The 15,371-nt window shown below is 69.9% G+C and carries 17 protein-coding genes; 6 read left to right on the top strand and 11 right to left on the bottom strand.

The window, feature by feature from the left end; genetic code table 11:
• Nucleotides 1-5 precede the first annotated feature (5 nt).
• Nucleotides 6-923, bottom strand: coding sequence for a COG4315 family predicted lipoprotein (locus OG205_RS04240; RefSeq protein ID WP_330274916.1), 918 nt, complete (start codon nt 921-923; stop codon nt 6-8).
• A gap of 138 nt (nt 924-1,061) precedes the next feature.
• Here OG205_RS04240 and OG205_RS04235 point away from each other — a divergent pair, with 138 nt between their 5' ends.
• Both OG205_RS04235 and tsaA read left to right on the top strand, forming a co-directional pair.
• Nucleotides 1,062-2,459, top strand: a complete 1,398-nt coding sequence (locus OG205_RS04235; protein WP_330274915.1) for a protein adenylyltransferase SelO — start codon at nt 1,062-1,064, stop codon at nt 2,457-2,459.
• Entirely contained in the window at nt 2,459-2,854 is a 396-nt protein-coding gene (gene tsaA / locus OG205_RS04230; protein WP_330274914.1) for a tRNA (N6-threonylcarbamoyladenosine(37)-N6)-methyltransferase TrmO, read from the top strand. Before OG205_RS04235 ends, tsaA begins: the two co-directional genes overlap by 1 nt.
• Nucleotide 2,855: 1 nt before the next feature.
• Here the strand turns inward: tsaA and OG205_RS04225 are convergent, their stop codons facing one another.
• Nucleotides 2,856-5,447: an ABC transporter substrate-binding protein gene (locus tag OG205_RS04225; protein WP_330274913.1), complete on the bottom strand. Its 2,592-nt coding sequence runs from the start codon at nt 5,445-5,447 to the stop codon at nt 2,856-2,858.
• 369 nt (nt 5,448-5,816) lie between these two features.
• On the opposite strand from OG205_RS04225, the gene OG205_RS46720 reads away from it, so the two are divergent.
• A complete protein-coding gene (locus OG205_RS46720; protein WP_442916737.1) occupies nt 5,817-5,981 on the top strand; it encodes a DUF3040 domain-containing protein in 165 nt (54 codons plus the stop codon).
• Here the strand turns inward: OG205_RS46720 and OG205_RS04220 are convergent.
• Genes OG205_RS04220 through OG205_RS04200 form a run of 5 tightly spaced genes read right to left on the bottom strand, consistent with a single transcriptional unit; the run spans nt 5,953 to nt 10,595 of the window.
• Complete coding sequence (locus OG205_RS04220; RefSeq protein WP_330274912.1) at nt 5,953-6,984, bottom strand: pyridoxal-phosphate dependent enzyme; 1,032 nt, start codon at nt 6,982-6,984, stop codon at nt 5,953-5,955. The two genes, OG205_RS46720 and OG205_RS04220, sit on opposite strands and share 29 nt — an antisense overlap.
• Nucleotides 6,957-7,787 (bottom strand): Rossmann-like domain-containing protein, encoded by an 831-nt coding sequence (locus OG205_RS04215; protein WP_330274911.1) that lies wholly within the window; start codon nt 7,785-7,787, stop codon nt 6,957-6,959. The genes OG205_RS04220 and OG205_RS04215 overlap by 28 nt, the downstream gene beginning before the upstream one ends.
• 12 nt (nt 7,788-7,799) lie before the next feature.
• Complete coding sequence (locus OG205_RS04210; RefSeq protein ID WP_330274910.1) at nt 7,800-8,567, bottom strand: ABC transporter ATP-binding protein; 768 nt, start codon at nt 8,565-8,567, stop codon at nt 7,800-7,802.
• Nucleotides 8,564-9,625 carry a FecCD family ABC transporter permease gene (locus OG205_RS04205; protein ID WP_330274909.1) on the bottom strand — a complete coding sequence of 354 codons (1,062 nt, stop codon included), beginning with the start codon at nt 9,623-9,625 and terminating at the stop codon, nt 8,564-8,566. Before OG205_RS04205 ends, OG205_RS04210 begins: the two co-directional genes overlap by 4 nt.
• Nucleotides 9,618-10,595 (bottom strand): ABC transporter substrate-binding protein, encoded by a 978-nt coding sequence (locus tag OG205_RS04200; RefSeq protein WP_330274908.1) that lies wholly within the window; start codon nt 10,593-10,595, stop codon nt 9,618-9,620. Before OG205_RS04200 ends, OG205_RS04205 begins: the two co-directional genes overlap by 8 nt.
• A gap of 101 nt (nt 10,596-10,696) precedes the next feature.
• Here OG205_RS04200 and OG205_RS04195 point away from each other — a divergent pair, with 101 nt between their 5' ends.
• Nucleotides 10,697-11,890 (top strand): MFS transporter, encoded by a 1,194-nt coding sequence (locus OG205_RS04195; protein WP_330278095.1) that lies wholly within the window; start codon nt 10,697-10,699, stop codon nt 11,888-11,890.
• Nucleotides 11,891-12,025: 135 nt separating this feature from the next.
• Complete coding sequence (locus OG205_RS04190; protein ID WP_330274907.1) at nt 12,026-12,154, top strand: hypothetical protein; 129 nt, start codon at nt 12,026-12,028, stop codon at nt 12,152-12,154.
• Nucleotides 12,155-12,517: 363 nt separating this feature from the next.
• Here OG205_RS04190 and OG205_RS04185 read toward each other — a convergent pair whose 3' ends face one another.
• The 3 genes from OG205_RS04185 to OG205_RS04175 are packed head-to-tail and all read right to left on the bottom strand — an operon-like array spanning nt 12,518 to nt 14,072.
• On the bottom strand, nt 12,518-13,072 hold the full coding sequence (locus OG205_RS04185) for a hemerythrin domain-containing protein (RefSeq protein ID WP_330274906.1): 555 nt from the start codon (nt 13,070-13,072) through the stop codon (nt 12,518-12,520).
• A 12-nt stretch (nt 13,073-13,084) separates the two neighbouring features.
• The gene (locus tag OG205_RS04180) at nt 13,085-13,738 is read right to left on the bottom strand and encodes a hypothetical protein (RefSeq protein WP_330274905.1); all 654 of its coding nucleotides are present in this window, start codon (nt 13,736-13,738) and stop codon (nt 13,085-13,087) included.
• Between the two features lie 10 nt (nt 13,739-13,748).
• Nucleotides 13,749-14,072, bottom strand: a complete 324-nt coding sequence (locus tag OG205_RS04175) for a plasmid stabilization protein (protein WP_330274904.1) — start codon at nt 14,070-14,072, stop codon at nt 13,749-13,751.
• 167 nt (nt 14,073-14,239) lie between these two features.
• On the opposite strand from OG205_RS04175, the gene OG205_RS04170 reads away from it, so the two are divergent.
• The gene (locus tag OG205_RS04170; RefSeq protein WP_330274903.1) at nt 14,240-14,836 is read left to right on the top strand and encodes a flavodoxin family protein; all 597 of its coding nucleotides are present in this window, start codon (nt 14,240-14,242) and stop codon (nt 14,834-14,836) included.
• Here OG205_RS04170 and OG205_RS04165 read toward each other — a convergent pair.
• Entirely contained in the window at nt 14,746-15,324 is a 579-nt protein-coding gene (locus tag OG205_RS04165; RefSeq protein WP_330274902.1) for a phosphatase PAP2 family protein, read from the bottom strand. The genes OG205_RS04170 and OG205_RS04165 overlap by 91 nt on opposite strands.
• Between the last annotated feature and the right edge of the window lie 47 nt (nt 15,325-15,371).

Here is a 15,371-nt window from a genome sequence, read left to right as displayed (position 1 = left end):
CAGGTTCACGCGCGGATGTAGGACTTCACACCGTCGGGGAACCCGAGCGCGGCCGTGTCCGCGACGTCGTCGGACACGACGGTGGACTTGCCCTTGCAGCCGGGCTCGGACCAGATCTTCACGGCGCCGTCCGGGGACAGCGACTTGAAACCACCACGCAGGTCGCCGCACTTGGCCTCGACCTTGACGCCGGTCGCGAAGTTGTTGCCGCTGAAGTCGTCGAAGTTCTTGCCGCTGAAGAAGGTCACGGAGTTCGCGGGCTTGGCGCCGGAAGCGGGCGGGGCGGGCTGGGTGGCGGGAGCCTCGGCGGGAGCGACGGCGCGCTTGCCCTCGGGGTTGATGACGAACCACTTGTTGCCGACGTTCTGGCCCTTGATGTCACCGGCCTTCTCGTCCTTGCCGAACAGGTAGATCGGGCGGCCGCCGATCGTCACCTGGGTAGCGCCGTCCTGGCGCTTGACGAAGCCGATGTTCTCGCGCTTGATGCCGGGGAAGAAGAGCTTGGTGCCCTTGGTGACGGTGATCGGCGGCCACGTCTTGGCGCAGTCACCGTTGCAGTTGGACACTCCGCCCTTCACCGGGTCGTCGCTGAACCAGTAGACCGAGAGTCCCTTGCCGTTGACGACGGCGGGCTCCAGGCCACCGGCGTCGGCGACGCGCAGCTCGACCCACTTCTGCTTCACCTCGGGAGACGCGGTCGCCGGAGCGCGGTCGCCGGTGTTCTGGTCGGCCTTGTTGGAGTTCGCCGATCCGCGCAGGAAGTCCACATCGGACTGTTCGGCGGACGCCTGCTGCGCCTCCGAGGACGATTCCGTTGCGGGAGAGGCAGATCCGGACTGAGCGGCACCCTGACCGCACGCCGTCAACGCGATGACACCGACCGCGAAAAGGGCAGCAGCGAACCCAACTTGCTTGCGACGCATTGTTTTTCTCATTCCTGAGTGGACTTTCGTCAACCTGTTCACCCCCAATCACGTACAGCTCCTCGGATCGGTTCAGCCGAGTTCGAGGTGAGAGCGCGATCACACTCATCGAGAGGCGCACCCGGTACCGTTGGGGGCGTGAACATCAGCCTGAGCAGCGACTTCGCCGACGCGGTGCCGGAGATGGCGGTCTCGTGGGAGGCCGTCCCGGTCGCCGAACCGGAACTCCTGGCCCTCAACGAGCCACTCGCGAAGGAGCTCGGCCTCGACCCCAGCCGGCTGCGCGCTGACGATCTGCCGTTTCTCGTGAGCGGTCGCGGTGTCGCCCAGGCCTATGCCGGGCACCAGTTCGGCGGCTACTCCCCCAGGCTCGGCGACGGCCGCGCGCTCCTGCTCGGTGAACTGACCGACGCCGACGGACGGCTCCGCGACCTTCACCTGAAGGGCTCCGGCCGCACCCCGTTCGCCCGAGGAGGCGACGGGCTGGCGGCCGTCGGCCCGATGCTGCGCGAGTACCTGATCAGCGAGGCCATGTACGCGCTCGGCATCCCCACGACCCGTGCGCTGGCCGTCGTGTCGACCGGGCACGTGGTCCAGCGCGAGGAACCGCTGGCCGGTGCCGTCCTGGCCAGGGTCGCCGCGTCGCACCTGCGGGTCGGCAGCTTCCAGTACGCCCGCAACACCGGCGACCTGGACCTGCTGCGCCGCCTCGCCGACCACGCGATCGCCCGCCACCACCCCGGCAGCACCTACCTGGAGCTGTTCGCGCAGGTGGTCGCCGCCCAGGCGTCCCTCGTCGCCCGGTGGATGCTGGTCGGCTTCATCCACGGCGTGATGAACACGGACAACATGACGATCTCCGGCGAGACGATCGACTACGGCCCGTGCGCGTTCATGGAGGCCTACGACCCGACGACGAAGTACAGCTCCATCGACCACCGCGGCCGCTACGCCTACGGCAACCAGCCGATCATCGCCGAGTGGAACCTGGCCCGCCTCGCCGAGGCCCTCCTGCCGCTGTTCGCCGAGAACGAGGACGAGGCCGTCTCACTGGCCCTCGCGACGCTGCGGACGTTCGACGCGCACTTCGAGGAGACCTGGATCGGCGGCATGCGGGCCAAGCTCGGCGTGTCCGGCGACGTGAAGCCCCTGCTGCAGGACCTGCTCGCGTTGATGCACGAGAACCACGTCGACTTCACGTCGTTCTTCCACCTCCTCGGCAAGGCGGCTCGCGGCGACGCGGAACCCGCCCGCTCGCTGTTCCTCGACCTCGCGGCCGTCGACGCCTGGCTCGCGCGCTGGCGCGAACTCGGGCCGGACGCCGAGGCGATGGACCGCGCCAACCCCGTCTACGTCCCGCGCAACCACCTCGTGGAGGAGGCGCTGGCCGCCGGGGCGGACGGCGACATGGGCCCGTTCGACCGTTTGCTGAAAGCGGTTACCTCCCCGTTCGGCGAACGGCCCGGCCTGGAATACTTCGCCGATCCCGCGCCGCGGGACTTCAGTGCCACCTACCGGACCTACTGCGGGACTTGATGAAGCTGCAGCCGATCGGCCACGTCGAATCGCCCCTCACCGACCGCTCCGTCGCGCCCAAGCAACCCGACGAGGGCGCGCCAGAGGCCCTGCTCGTGTTCGCGCCCGAGTACGCGCGGGCGATGCGGGAACTGGAAGCGGGCCAGGACGTCCTGGTCCTGACCTGGCTCGACCGCGCCGACAGATCGGTGCTGGCCGTGCATCCCCGCAGCGAGGAGGCCCGGCCGGAGACAGGCGTGTTCTCGACCCGCTCGCCGGACCGCCCGAACCCGATCGGCCTGCACCACGTCCGGATCACGGCGGTGGACGGCCTCAAGATCCGGGTGGCGCACCTGGAGGCCATCGACGGCACGCCGATCGTCGACGTCAAGCCCGTGCTGGGTCCGGAACGCTGACCTACTGGGGATCGCGCGGGCATCCCCCGTCCTGCTCCAGCCCTGCCGCCAGGTCCTCGCGGAACGGCAGTTCACCGCACAACAGCCGAGGCGTCGAGGTCGTGTCCGTGTTGCCCTGCAACACCAGCACGGCCTTGTTCGCCGGCAGGCGGGTGCTCGCCCCGAACCCGATCGTCCCGGTGGCGCCCTGGATGGCGTTGTCCGGCCGGATGCTGCCGATCCCGGCGAGCAGACCTTCCCGCACCCGCGCGCCCGGATCCGTCCGCCGCACCTGCCGGACCCCTTCCGCCAGCACCTGCATCGCGTCGTAGGCGGCGGCCGAACGCCCGTCCCCCAGCGTCTGGCAGGTCTTGCGGAACACGTCGAGGTAGTTCTTGTAGAACGGCACCTTCCCGCAGTCGGCCCACGCGGCGGGGCTCGCGAACGACAGGTAGTCCAGCCGCACGTTCGGGAACTGGGCCATGGTCCCCTCCAGGATGAACCGCGTGGACGAGTCGCTCGCGATCACCGGCGGCGTGCTGCCCTGGCACTTGCTGTTCATGCCGCGCAGGAACTCCGCCAGGTACTGGGCGCGGCCGGCGTAGAAGACCGCGTAGCCGGGTGTGTCCTCCGCCGGGCACGCGCCCTGGCCGAGGCTCGCCGGCGCCAGGCCCTCGTCGTCGTTCGCGACCCGGTACGACTTGTACTGGCTGACCACGATTCCGCGCTCGGCGAAGGAGAGCCGGGCGTCCTCTGCCAGGTTCTGGCTGTACCTGTCGCCGGTGTCGCCGGAGAAGAAGATCGCCACGTTCGTCACGTTCAACCGGCTGCGCAGGTAGTAGGCGGCGACCTTCGCCTCACGCAGGTTGTTGGGCCCGACCTGGTAGTAGTACTCGTTGATGCTCGCCATGTCGTCGGCGGACGTCAGCGTGCCGATGATCGGCAATGCGTTGCTGCCCAGCCGTTTCACAGCAGACTTGGCGGTGTCGGAGCTGATCGACAGCCCGGTCACCGCGACCACGCTGCGGTCGCGCGCCGCCAGTTCGATGATCTTGTCCGCGGCGATGTCACCGGACGCGAGGCCGCGGCCGCCCGGTCCTTCGCCGCCGTTGGCCAGCAACATCTTGATGGGCACGTCGCTGTTCTTCTGCGCCACCCACACCCCGCGCAGCTCCTCGACCAGGGCGTGGAAGCTGTTGGCGGTGCTGGGGGTCAGCACGCTGAGGAAGACGATCGTGATCGCGTCCGGCCGCAGCGCCGCCTTGCGGTTCTCGGCCACGATCCGGCCGTAGACGTCCTCCAGCGCGGGCCGGATGTCGTCCGGCACCCAGTCGGGAACGAAGTGCCGCAACGGATCCGCCGACACCCCGATGCACTCCGCGCCGACCCGTTCCAGCGGTGAGCGCAGCGACGGCGACCACCACTCGTCGCACCTGGCGTTGTTGAGGAAGGGCACGGCCACCAGTGATCCGGCGAGCACCAGCAGCACGAGTGGCGCGGCGAGGGCTCTGCGCAGGCGCAGGGGCGGGAACTCGGACAGCGCGCCGACGATGCCGCGCGCGGGCTCGGTGGCGTCGGTGTCGAGCGCCAGCACCCAGTTCTCCGACCGGGACAGCTGCCGCAGCCAGTCGTGATAACCCGCGAGCGCGTCCGCGGCGTGCGTCGCCGGTACGTCTGCCGACTCCTTCGCCGCGACCACGAGCAGCGGATCCGGCCGGCTCAACGGGTTCGCGCGCCACGACTGTCCACTCCGGACGCCACTGCGAGCACGGCCGATGGCGTCGACCAGCCACTGTCCCACGCAGTCACCGTTGTGGTTGTCGAGCAGCAGCCACGGACACCCCGTGCGCCGCCGGCCCGTTCCCCACAAGGTCCAACGGCGGTGCGAACGTCGCAGATCCTCCAGCAGCGCGCGCACGAGCAGGTCGCCGACCTCGTCCTCGTGGTGTTCTGCCAGGCGTTCCTTCACCACTGTGCGGGCGAGCCGGTAGAGGCCCTGGCGCGACCGGCCGCCCAGCGACTGCTCGCCCACCCACTTCGCCGGGCGCCACAGCAACGCCATCAGCGCGAGGCCGATGCGCGGCATCACCCCGATGATCAGCCGGATCCACCAGGGGAAGTCGTGCGCGAGGTCCTGCATCCCGTCCCGCGTCACCCGCATGCGCCGCTGCAGGTGCAGGCGGAACTCCCGGGCGATCTCCCGTTCCTCTTCCTCCGCCTCGACGCCGGCGGGCAGCGTCAGGTCGAGCAACCACCCGACGAGCGCGAACCGCGGGAACCGCAGCCGCGCCACGCCCCGCACCTCGCTCGCGAGCTGCCCGACCACGTCGTCGAGGAGCCTCCGCCGGGATTCCGCGGCACCGTTGACCAGCGCGTACGGGATCCGGCGACCGCGCGTGTCCGCGGGCCGGTTCACCAGCGCCTCGAGCGGCCCCTTCGCACCGGGCGGGCGGCGCAGGCAGACGATCGGCAGCGGCACGTCGCGAGACGGCCAGCGCGGGCGGGTTGCCAGGCGGTCGAGCAGCCGCAGCAGCTCGATCGCGCCGCTGAACTGCAGGCCGCGGGTCTGCTCGGAACCGTGGAACCACCCCTGTGTCGCCCTGGACAGCGTCAAGTCCCCGCCCCGTTCTGCCGGATCCAAACAGAATCTGGACGGATTGTCGGCCAGGCAGGACGGCTCATTAGCGGAAACGGGCTTAATTCGACGCGGATGAGAATCGGGTGGGAAGGGTTTGACCGGCGGGTACCCAACGGTCATGAACCAACCGATTCCACCAGCGGAACCCGTGCCGACCACGCCGGGTCCGGATCAGCCGCAACCGACCGGGCCGGACCAGCCACATCTGCCCGGCCCGGACGCCGACCCGGTGCGGCCTCCCGGGCCGGACGACGATCCGCTTCCTCCGCAGCCGAAACCGGTTTGAACCGCTGAGCCGCCGGGTATGCGGCTCTTCGGCAGGCCGGACCGACCTGGGGAGCGGGCATGCTCAGTGCTCAGGAACAGCAGCAGCTCAGTGACATCGAACGGTGGCTTCGCGCCTCAGACCCGGACCTGGCTCACGCGCTGAGCCAGGGTCCGCTGGCTCAGCGGAACGTGGGGCAGCGCGTGGCGGCGTTCTTCAGGAAGCCACCGCGATCGGCCGACTGACCGCGTTCGGCGGCGCCTCTGCCCGGTTCCAGTGCATCCGCGACCACGGCAGGTCCATCTCCGTGAGCTTGGCGATCTGGCGTGGCCGCAACTCGTCCGGCGTGGGCACCTCCGCGTGCCGGGAGTACGCGGCGTCGACGTAGCGGTGGCCGGTGTCCGGGGCCAGCACGACCACGTGCCGTTCCGGATCCAGCCGCTGCTCCCACCGCGCCGCCAGGTACGCCGCTCCCGCTGACAGCCCGGCGAAGATCGCGTGCTCGCGCAGCAGGGCCACACTGCCGGACAGAGCCGCGTCGAAGCCGAACCAGTGCACGGTGTCGTAGAGCGTGTGGTCGACGTTGCCGAACGGGATCGAGCTGCCGATCCCGGCGATGATGATCTCCGGGTCGTGCACGTGCTCGCTGCCGAACGTGACGCTGTCGAACGGTTGCACGCCGACCAGTTCCACGCCGGGCGCCGTCTCGCGCAGGAACATGGCCAACGCCCCGGTCGACGCCCCGGTGCCGACACCGCCCACGATGCTGAGGTGGTCGCAGTCGGTGTGCTCGCGGATGAGGTCGGCGATCGGCCGGTAGCCGCGGTAGTGGACGTCGTCGTGGTACTGGCGCATCCAGTGGTGGCGTGGATGATCGCGCAGGATCTCCCGCACCCGTGCCACCCGCCGGCTCTGGTCGAGCTTCAGGCTCGCGGACGGCGGCATCGGTTCCACGGTCGCACCGAGGATCTCCAACTGCGTGCGCAACGTCTTGTCGACCGTCGTGGAGGCGACGATGTGGCAGCGCAGGCCGTAGCGGTGGCAGGCCAACGCGAGGGCGTGCGCGTAGATGCCACTGGAACTGTCGACCAGCGTGTCCCCCTGCGCGATGGTGCCGCGTTCGAGCAGGTACCGGACGGCTTCGAGGGCGGAGGCGACCTTCATCGTCTCGAAGCGCAGGCAGAGGGTGTGGGAGTCGAGGCGTACCAGGGCGGGACGGCTCAGCGCGTCGGCGATGTGGTGGTCCACGTCTTCTCTCCTGCTCGGTAGCGGTACAGCGCGGATTCGTCGGCGCTGAACTGCGAGAACGGGAACGGTTCCGCGGACAGGGCGGTGACTCCCGCGCCGAGGAAGTGGCGCGCGACGGCGCTCGCGGTCTGGGCGTAGACGATCAGCGGGATGTCGCGTTCGCGGCAGGCGCGCAGGATCTCGTCGAACGTGCCGTTGCCGATCGTCATGCCCGTCGCCACCACTGCGTCCGCGACTCCGAGGACGTCGCGCATGTCCGGGGTCACCGGGTCGCCCCACTGCGTCGTGCGCAACGAGAGATCGCACGGCAGGCACTCGGCGCCGCGCTCGCGGATGGCCGCCACCAACGGGTTCACCACGCCGATCAACGCGACCTTGGCGCCGGGATCGACGTCGAGCAGGCCGGCGACGGCGGCATCTCTCGCCCGCGCCCGTTCCTCCGGCGTTCCGGACGGCAGCACGACCCGTTCGGCATCGGAGGTCCGATGTGGACGGACGCTGCCGAGGTAGGCGTCGAGCGCCGCCACCCGCACCGGAGCCGGGGCCTCGGTGAGCAGGCGGGCGACGGGAGCACCGGAGTAGTTCGCTGCCACGGCCGGGTCGGCGTCGCCTTCCGCGAACGCGCAGGCGCCGAACGCGCTTCCGACGCGGACCAGCACGTACTGGTTGCGGTAGGTGGTGTCGCCGCCGGCCAGCCTGGTGCCGTGGTGGACCCAGAACACGCTGGTGGCAGGTAGTTCTCGCGGATCGGGACCGTGTCGGCCCGCCAGCACCTCTGCTATCAGATCATCCACAGTGGACATGTCTCCCCCTTCTCAGCGGACCGGCTCGCGGTAGCCGACGGCCAGGTGGCCCAGGCTGTCGCGGCCGATCTCGGCTTCCACGTCGAACACCTCGCGCAGCAGCGGCGTGGTCAGCACGTCGGCCGCCTGGCCGTCCGCGACGACCGTGCCGCCGTGCATCAGGACCAGCCGGTCGCAGTAGCGGGCGGCCAGCGCGAGGTCGTGCAGCGCCACGACAACTGTTTGCGGTGTGCGCCCTGCCAGTTCCATCAGTTCGAGCTGGTGGCGCACGTCCAGGTGGTTCGTGGGCTCGTCCAGCAGCAGTCCGGACGTGCGTTGCGCCAACGCCCGCGCCAGGTGGGTGCGCTGACGTTCGCCACCGGACAGCTGCTTCCACGGCCGGTCCGCCAGCGCGGTGAGGTCGAGCCTCTCCAGTGCGGCGGCGACGATCGCGTGATCACTCGCGTCGGGCCCACGCCATCGCGACCGGTGGGCGGTGCGGCCGAGCATGGCGACCTCGGCCACCCGCAGGTCGCTGTCGGTGTCGGCGGTCTGCTCGACGAACGCCAGCCTGCGCGCTCGCTCGCGGGCGGACCACGACGTGATCTCCACGCCGTCGTGACGAACAACGCCGCTGGTGGGAGTACGCAGACCGGCGAGGCACCGCAGCAGCGAGGACTTGCCGGAGCCGTTCGGCCCGATCAGCCCGACCGTCTCCCCCGGCTCGACCGTCAGGTTCACGTCCCTGACGATGGTCTTGCCCGGCACGCCCCAGCTCAGGTTCAGGACGTCGATCCTCACAGCTCACCCCGCTTGCGCAGCACCAGCAGGAAGAGCGGCACGCCGAGCAGCGCGGTGAACACGCCCACCGGCACCTCCAGCGGCGAGAACACCACGCGGGTGAGCGCGTCCGTCCAGACCAGGAACACCGCGCCCACGACGGCCGACAGCGGCAGGAGCTTGCGGTGCAACGGCCCGACGAGGAACCGGACACCGTGCGGGACGATCAACCCGACGAACCCGACCGCGCCCACGGCGGCCACCGCGACCGCCGTCAGCACCGAGGTCGTGACCAGCAGGACGATCCTCGTCGTGCGCACGTCGACCCCCAGCGAGGACGCGGTGTCGGTGCCGAACGCGAACCCGTCCAGCGCGGCCGAGCACAGCCACACCACCAGCAGCCCGAAGGCCAGGACCACCGCGCACACCACGACGGACGTCCACCGGGCCGACGCGAGCGATCCCAGCAGCCAGTTGGTGACGGCGCGGATGCTGTCGGCGTCTCCGGACGTCAGCAGGATCAACGAGGTGAGCGCGGCGAACAGCTGTCCCACGACCACACCGGTGAGCACGACGCGCGACGAGTCCAGGCCGGTGCGCCGGAGCAGCAGCATCAGCAACCCGAACGCCACCAGCGCGCCGATCAACGCCCCGCCGGTGACCCCGAGCTGCGAGCCGGCGAACCCCAGCACCACCACGACCACCGCGCCCGTCGAGGCGCCGGACGACACCCCGAGCAGGTACGGGTCGGCCAGCGAGTTCCGCGTGACGCTCTGCAGCACCGCGCCGCACACCGCCAGCGCCGCGCCGACGAGCGCCGCGAGCAGCACCCGCGGCACCCTCAGATCCCAGATCAGCGAGTCCAGCAGGCGCGGCAGCGGAACGACCGGCAGGCCGAGGCGTCCACCCGCGGCCCTGCCGATCTCGGCCCAGCCCGCGCCCACGCCGATGCGGACGGCGAGCACCATCGACACCACGAGGACGACGAGGCTCAGCCCGACCACAAACGTGTTCTTCTTGCGTTGAAAGGTTTTCGGAGCTTCCAGGACGACCGGGTCGAGAAGAGCGGCGTCAGCCACGGCCGGCGATCTTGTCGAGCCCGGCGCCGAACGCCTTGAGCGCGTCGACCGTGCGCACGGACGGGTCCATCTCGATGCCGGGCAGCTCGATCACGTTGTTCTCCCGCAACGCCTTGAGCTGCGAGACGACCGGGTGTTCACGCATCATCGCGAGCTTCTCGCTCGCCTTGTCGCCGGGGTTGCCGCGTTCGGACAGATCACCGATCACGATGACGTCGGGGTCGCGGCGGGCGACCTCCTCCCAGGACGCCTCCGGCCACTCCTGACTGAGGTCGTCGAACACGTTGACAGCACCGGCGATCCTGCTCATCTGACTGGGCATGCCGTCCTTGCCCGCCACGTACGGGACGCCCTTGAACACCGAGTAGACCCAGACGACCTTCACCGGATCCCGTTTCACGGCCTGGACTTCGGCGACAGCCGCGCGTTGCTCGGCGGCGAGCTGGTTCGCCTTCTCGGTGATGCCGAAGATCTTCCCGAAGTTCTCGTAGTCGCGGAACAGCCGGTCGAACGGCGCGGTCGTGCCGTCCGGGCAGTTCACCGCGCTCACGAACGTGGGCACCCCAAGGGTTTCCAGCTCGTCGCGCGTTCCGGCGCGGTCGGCGGTGAAGAGCTCCTTGAACGACGCCACGACGACATCGGGGTTGGCCGCCCGCAGCGGTTCCGAGGTGAGGATCTTGGGCGACAGCACCGGGATCTTCGCGTAGGCGTCGGCGAACCGGGGCGACACCTTGGTCTTGACGTTCGCGGTGCCGGCCATCCGGTCCTGCATTCCCAGCGCCAGCAACGTCTCCGTCGAGTTCTGGTCCAGCGTGACCACCCGCTGCGGCGTGCCGGTGAACGTGAGCTGCTTGCCGCAGCTGTCCACCACCACCGACTGAGCCGTCGGCGCCTGGGCGCCTCCCGGTGTGGCGCAGCCCGCGGCGAGCACCGCGACCAACGCCAGGCCGAACCGGGCGGGGTGAGACATCGGATCCTCCAGAAAGTTCACTCGAACGGTGTGCGCTACTGTAACGACAATCATTTTCATTGCAACCCTGCTGGAAGGTCGATCGCGTGGCCCACGACACAATGCGCAGCCCATCGGTGTTGCGCAGCACCACTTTTCTCCGTCTCTGGACCGCGACGACGGCATCGGGCATCGCCACCTGGGCGCTGCCGTTCGTGCTGGGCCTGGCCGTGCTCTCGCGCTCGCTGACGGCCGTGGAACTCGGCGTCCTGCTCGCCGCGCGCACCGCTGGATTCCTCGCCGCCGTCCCGGTCAGCGGCGTCCTGGCCGACCGCTACGCGCGCCGCCAGGTGGTTCTGTGGTCCGGTCTCGTGTCCGCCGTCGCCGCGCCCGTCCTCGCTGCCTTCGTGGGCAACTCGCTGGTGTTCGCGGCCGTCGCGGCCGCGGCGATGGGAGCGGGCCAGGGCGCGTGCCGCCCGGCTTTCCAGGCGCTGACCGCCGAGGTGGTCGCGACCGACCAACGGCAGCAGGCCAACGCCGCGATGACCCTCTCGGTGCGGGTGACGACGTTGGTGGCGCCGGGCTTGACCGCGTTGCTCGCCCTGGTCCTGAACACCCAGGTGCTGCTGCTCGGCATCGGCGCGTTGTGGCTGGTCGCGGCCCTGGTCCCGCCCGCGGGAACCGGCAGCACGGCTCCTGGCGGCGGTTCGGGCTTCGTGGCGGACTTCTGGGACGGCGTGCGCGAGGCCCGCAGGCATCCGTGGTTCCTGGCCGGGCTCGTCGCGCTGACCGCGGTGATCGCCACCGGCTACTCGGCGACCGGCGTGGTGCTCCCCCTGGTCAGCCGCGACCGCTACGACACCGAGGCGGTGCTGGCGGGCGCGTTGACCGCGTACACGCTCGGCGCGCTGGCCGGCGCCCTGCTCATCGCCCGCTGGCGGCCGCGCCACGCGGGCTGGACCGCGCTGTTCGGCCTCGCGCTGTACGGGTTCGCGCCGCTGAGCCTGCTGATGCCGGTGCACCCGTTCGTCGTGATCGCCGCCTACGCCGTGGCGGGACTGGGCATCGAACTGTTCAACGTGCCGTGGTTCACCGCGACCCAGCGCGAGGTCGAGCCGTCCAAGCTCGCCCGGGTGTCCTCTTTGGACTTCCTGATGTCCTACGGCCTGGCGCCGATCGGCCTGGCGCTCATCGCCCCGGCGATCTCGGCGTTCGGGGCTCCGGTGGTGCTGGCCGCCTGTGCGGTGATCTGCTTCGCCGCGCCCGCGCTGGCCGCGCTGGTGCCGTCGTCACGCGACTTCGGGCCGCGCCGATGATCGTGCCCCGCCTGCAGGCGCTGGATCCGGCCGCGCAGGACGTTGACGGACACGGGCGCGGTTGGTCCTGACCGGCCTTCCGAACTCGTTGCCCGTGGCAGCTTCCCTGCTGTCCGTCACCAGATCGGGCGTTCGGTGGACGGCGAAGCCGGGTTGCACGCGGACAGCTTCGACATGGTTTTCGGCATCGCCGGAAAACCCGTGGCGCGCAGGCATCCCGACGAGGACCACGTCCAGGTGCTAGGCGCTTCCCAGGCCCAGTAGGGAGGCCAGTCCTTCGTCCTCGACGCGCACGAGTTCGCCGATTCGCTCGACGCGGAGCTGAAGGACTTCCTCACGGGGTGCGACGTGGACCTGTATGGCCAGTGGCAGGCACGCGCACCAGCAAGGGCATCACGCGGCGCACGGACGGGGTCGCGGCCCTGCACCGCGACCCCGCCGCCGAACACGTCATCGACATGCTCGCCCGCTTCGACAACGAGGTCGAGCGGGTGCAACGGACGCTGCCGAGGATCAGGGTGAACGAGGGCGAACTCCTGGTCATCGACAACTACCGCTGCTGGCACGGCCGGGACGCACACACCGGCGCCCGGACCGTGCACATCCAACCGTGCGGACCGACGACGCTTAGGAGGACGCTGCCTTCTCCAGCTCCTTGCGCAGCTGCTCCTTGGTCATGTTCGACGCACCGGTGACGCCGAGGTTCTGGGCCTGGGTGAGCAGTTCCTCGCGGGTGGCCTGACCGGGCAGCTCACCGAGGTGGTCGGCCCGGCTGCGGGCGAACGCCTCGCCGAGTTCGTAGCGACGCTGCGCGCTGAGCCGCTTGCGCATGCCCGGCAGCACCGTCTTCTCCTCTTCCTCCACGTGGTGGGTGATGGAGTCGATGACGTCCTGCAGCGCCTTCTCGTACTTCGGCGAGTCGTACTCGCAGTCGAGGAGCTTGGCGAGCAACTGCTCGGCCTCGGCGTGCTCCTCCTGGCTGTGCTCGACCTCGTCCTCCCCACCCGCGTCCTTGGCCGGCGGGTAGACCTCGGACTCCTCCGCGCGGCTGTGGGCGACGAGCAGGCCGCACATGACCGGGGTCAGCAGCGGGCGTTTCTCGGGGTGGTTCTTCAGCTCGTCGAACAGGCGCTCCACCTCGCGGTGGTCCTGCATGATCAGGTCGACGACGTCGTACTGCATGGTGGTTCTCCTTCAGTTCGGGTCTTTCCTCGGGTAGCGCGTGGCGATGGGGGCGAGGCCGCGCCGTCCGATCCGGCCGAGTGCCACGCCGAACGCGCTGAACACCACTACCGCGCCGATGGCGCCGATCACGATCGACCACGTCAGGCCCGCGCTCAGCAGACCTGCCGCCGAGCCCGCGATGACGCCGGCGACGAGGCCGTTCACCAGGTTCACGAGGCCGGACACGCCCAGCGTCGTGCCGATCAGCCGCGGCCGCCGGGTCTTGCGCCAGCCGGTCTGGCCGCCGTCCGCCTCGACGCCGAGGGTGTCGTCGTGGATCTGCCGCACGAAGACGTCCCTGGTCGACGGTTCGAGGTCGCCGTAGACGTGCCGGATGCGGTTGATCCCGAGGCCGGCCTGCACGTCCTCGATGGTCAGCTCGACCGTGCGGAACAGCGTGGCGAGTCCGATCAGGAACAGCGCCGAGAAGATGACCAGCATCAGCGTCAGCAACACCGTCAGCGGCACGACCTGCGCGACGAACCCGAGGGCGATCATGGACGCCGAGATCGTCGTCAGCAGGTGGCCCGCCCGGCCGGTCGCGTCGGTGATCGTCGCCGTGCGGATCATCTGCAGCGTGTTGTGCTCCATGGTGAGGATCGTCAGCGCGGCGTTCTTGTCCACTTCGGACACGTCAGCGGCCGAGAGCGTCGGCGAGTTCCTTCTTCGTCATCTTGGAGCGCCCCTTGACGTTGCGCTGCTTCGCCTCGTTGTACAGCTGGTCGTACGTCGGCCCCTGCGCACCGCTGTGCGACCGCTGCCCGCCGCGCTTCTGCGGCGACATGTCCTTGATGGACGATCGGCTCGCGGTCTTGGACTCACCGGCCTGCGCGCGGTTCTTGTTGACCGTCCGCGCGGCGATCTCCTTGGCGCGCTTGGGCGAGGCGCCACGGTCCTCGGCGGAGTCCTTGATGTGCTCGTACTGACGTTCGCGCTTCGCGTTCGATCCCGCTGGCATCACGACCTCCTGGCTCGGTGCTGGTCAGCGAATACCCCCGGTCAGGACGATTCACACCAGCACGACCGGGTAGTCGGTAGGGACCGGGTGGCCGGTAGGGCATGGCGATCTCTTCCCGCTCGACACCCGCCCGGCCGTCCCGGTCACGCGAAGTGGAGGAGGCCCTGATGCGTGCCGTTGTGCTCAACTGCACCTTGAAGAAGTCCCCTGACCCGTCCAACACCGACCTGCTCGCCCAGGTCGTGATCGACGAGCTGACCAAGAAGGACGTCGAGGTCACGTCGTTCCGCCTCGCGGACCACGAGATCCCGCCGGGCGTGGAGACCGACCTCGGCGGCGGCGACGAGTGGCCGAACGTCCACCAACTGCTGCTCGACGCCGAGATCCTGGTGTTCGCGACCCCGACGTGGGTCGGCCGCCCGTCCTCGCTCGCCCAGCGGGCGCTGGAACGGATGGACGCCATGATCTCCGAGACCGACGACGAGGACCGGCCCGTCGCCTACAACCGCGTCGCGGGCGTGGTGGTGACCGGCAACGAGGACGGCGCGCACCACGTCATCAGCGAGATCTGCGGCGGCCTCGGCGACATCGGCTACACGATCCCGGGCCAGGCCTGGACCTACTGGAACCGCGGTCCGGGCCCGGGCCCGAGCTACTCGGACACCGACGAGGGTCACGAGTGGTCGGAGAAGACCGGCCGCACGATGGCCGCCAACCTGCACGCCGTCGCCCTGGCCCTGGCAGAGCGCCCGATCCCGGCCTGAGCCAGCGCCACCAGAGCGCCGATCGTCAAGCCGCCCAGGACGTCCGTGGGCCAGTGCACACGGGTCCTGAGGCGGCTGTAGGCGACCAGCAACACCACCGGCGTCACGAACACGGCGGCCTCGCGGTCCACGAGCGCGGTGGCGGTGCCGAACGCGGCGGCCGTCACCGCGTGCTTGGACGGGAACGAGGACGAGCGGGGGTGCTCCGGCAGCGCCCTGCGCGCGGGCATGGCCGGGACCTGCGGCCGGCGACGGTGCACGAAGAGGCTGATCAGGTGTCCGAGCGGCATGGCGAAGATGGCCGCCACAAATGCGCGCTTCGCGGCCTTTTCCCTGCCTGCCAACACGAGCAGCCCGGCGATGGGCAACCAGAGCACACCACCTCGCGCGGTCAGGCTCGCGGCGACGATGATCGGGTGCGGACGTCTGGTGGGCAACGCCTCGCTGTCGTGCAGCGACTCCTCGTCCAGTTCGTTCTCACCGTTCACGCGACACCGGACAAACCGACACAATCATGACGAATCTCAAGAATCCT

This window comes from Lentzea sp. NBC_00516, assembly GCF_036346835.1.
GTDB classification, from domain to species: Bacteria; Actinomycetota; Actinomycetes; order Mycobacteriales; family Pseudonocardiaceae; genus Lentzea; species Lentzea sokolovensis.
This window is presented reverse-complemented; position numbering and strand designations above follow the sequence as displayed.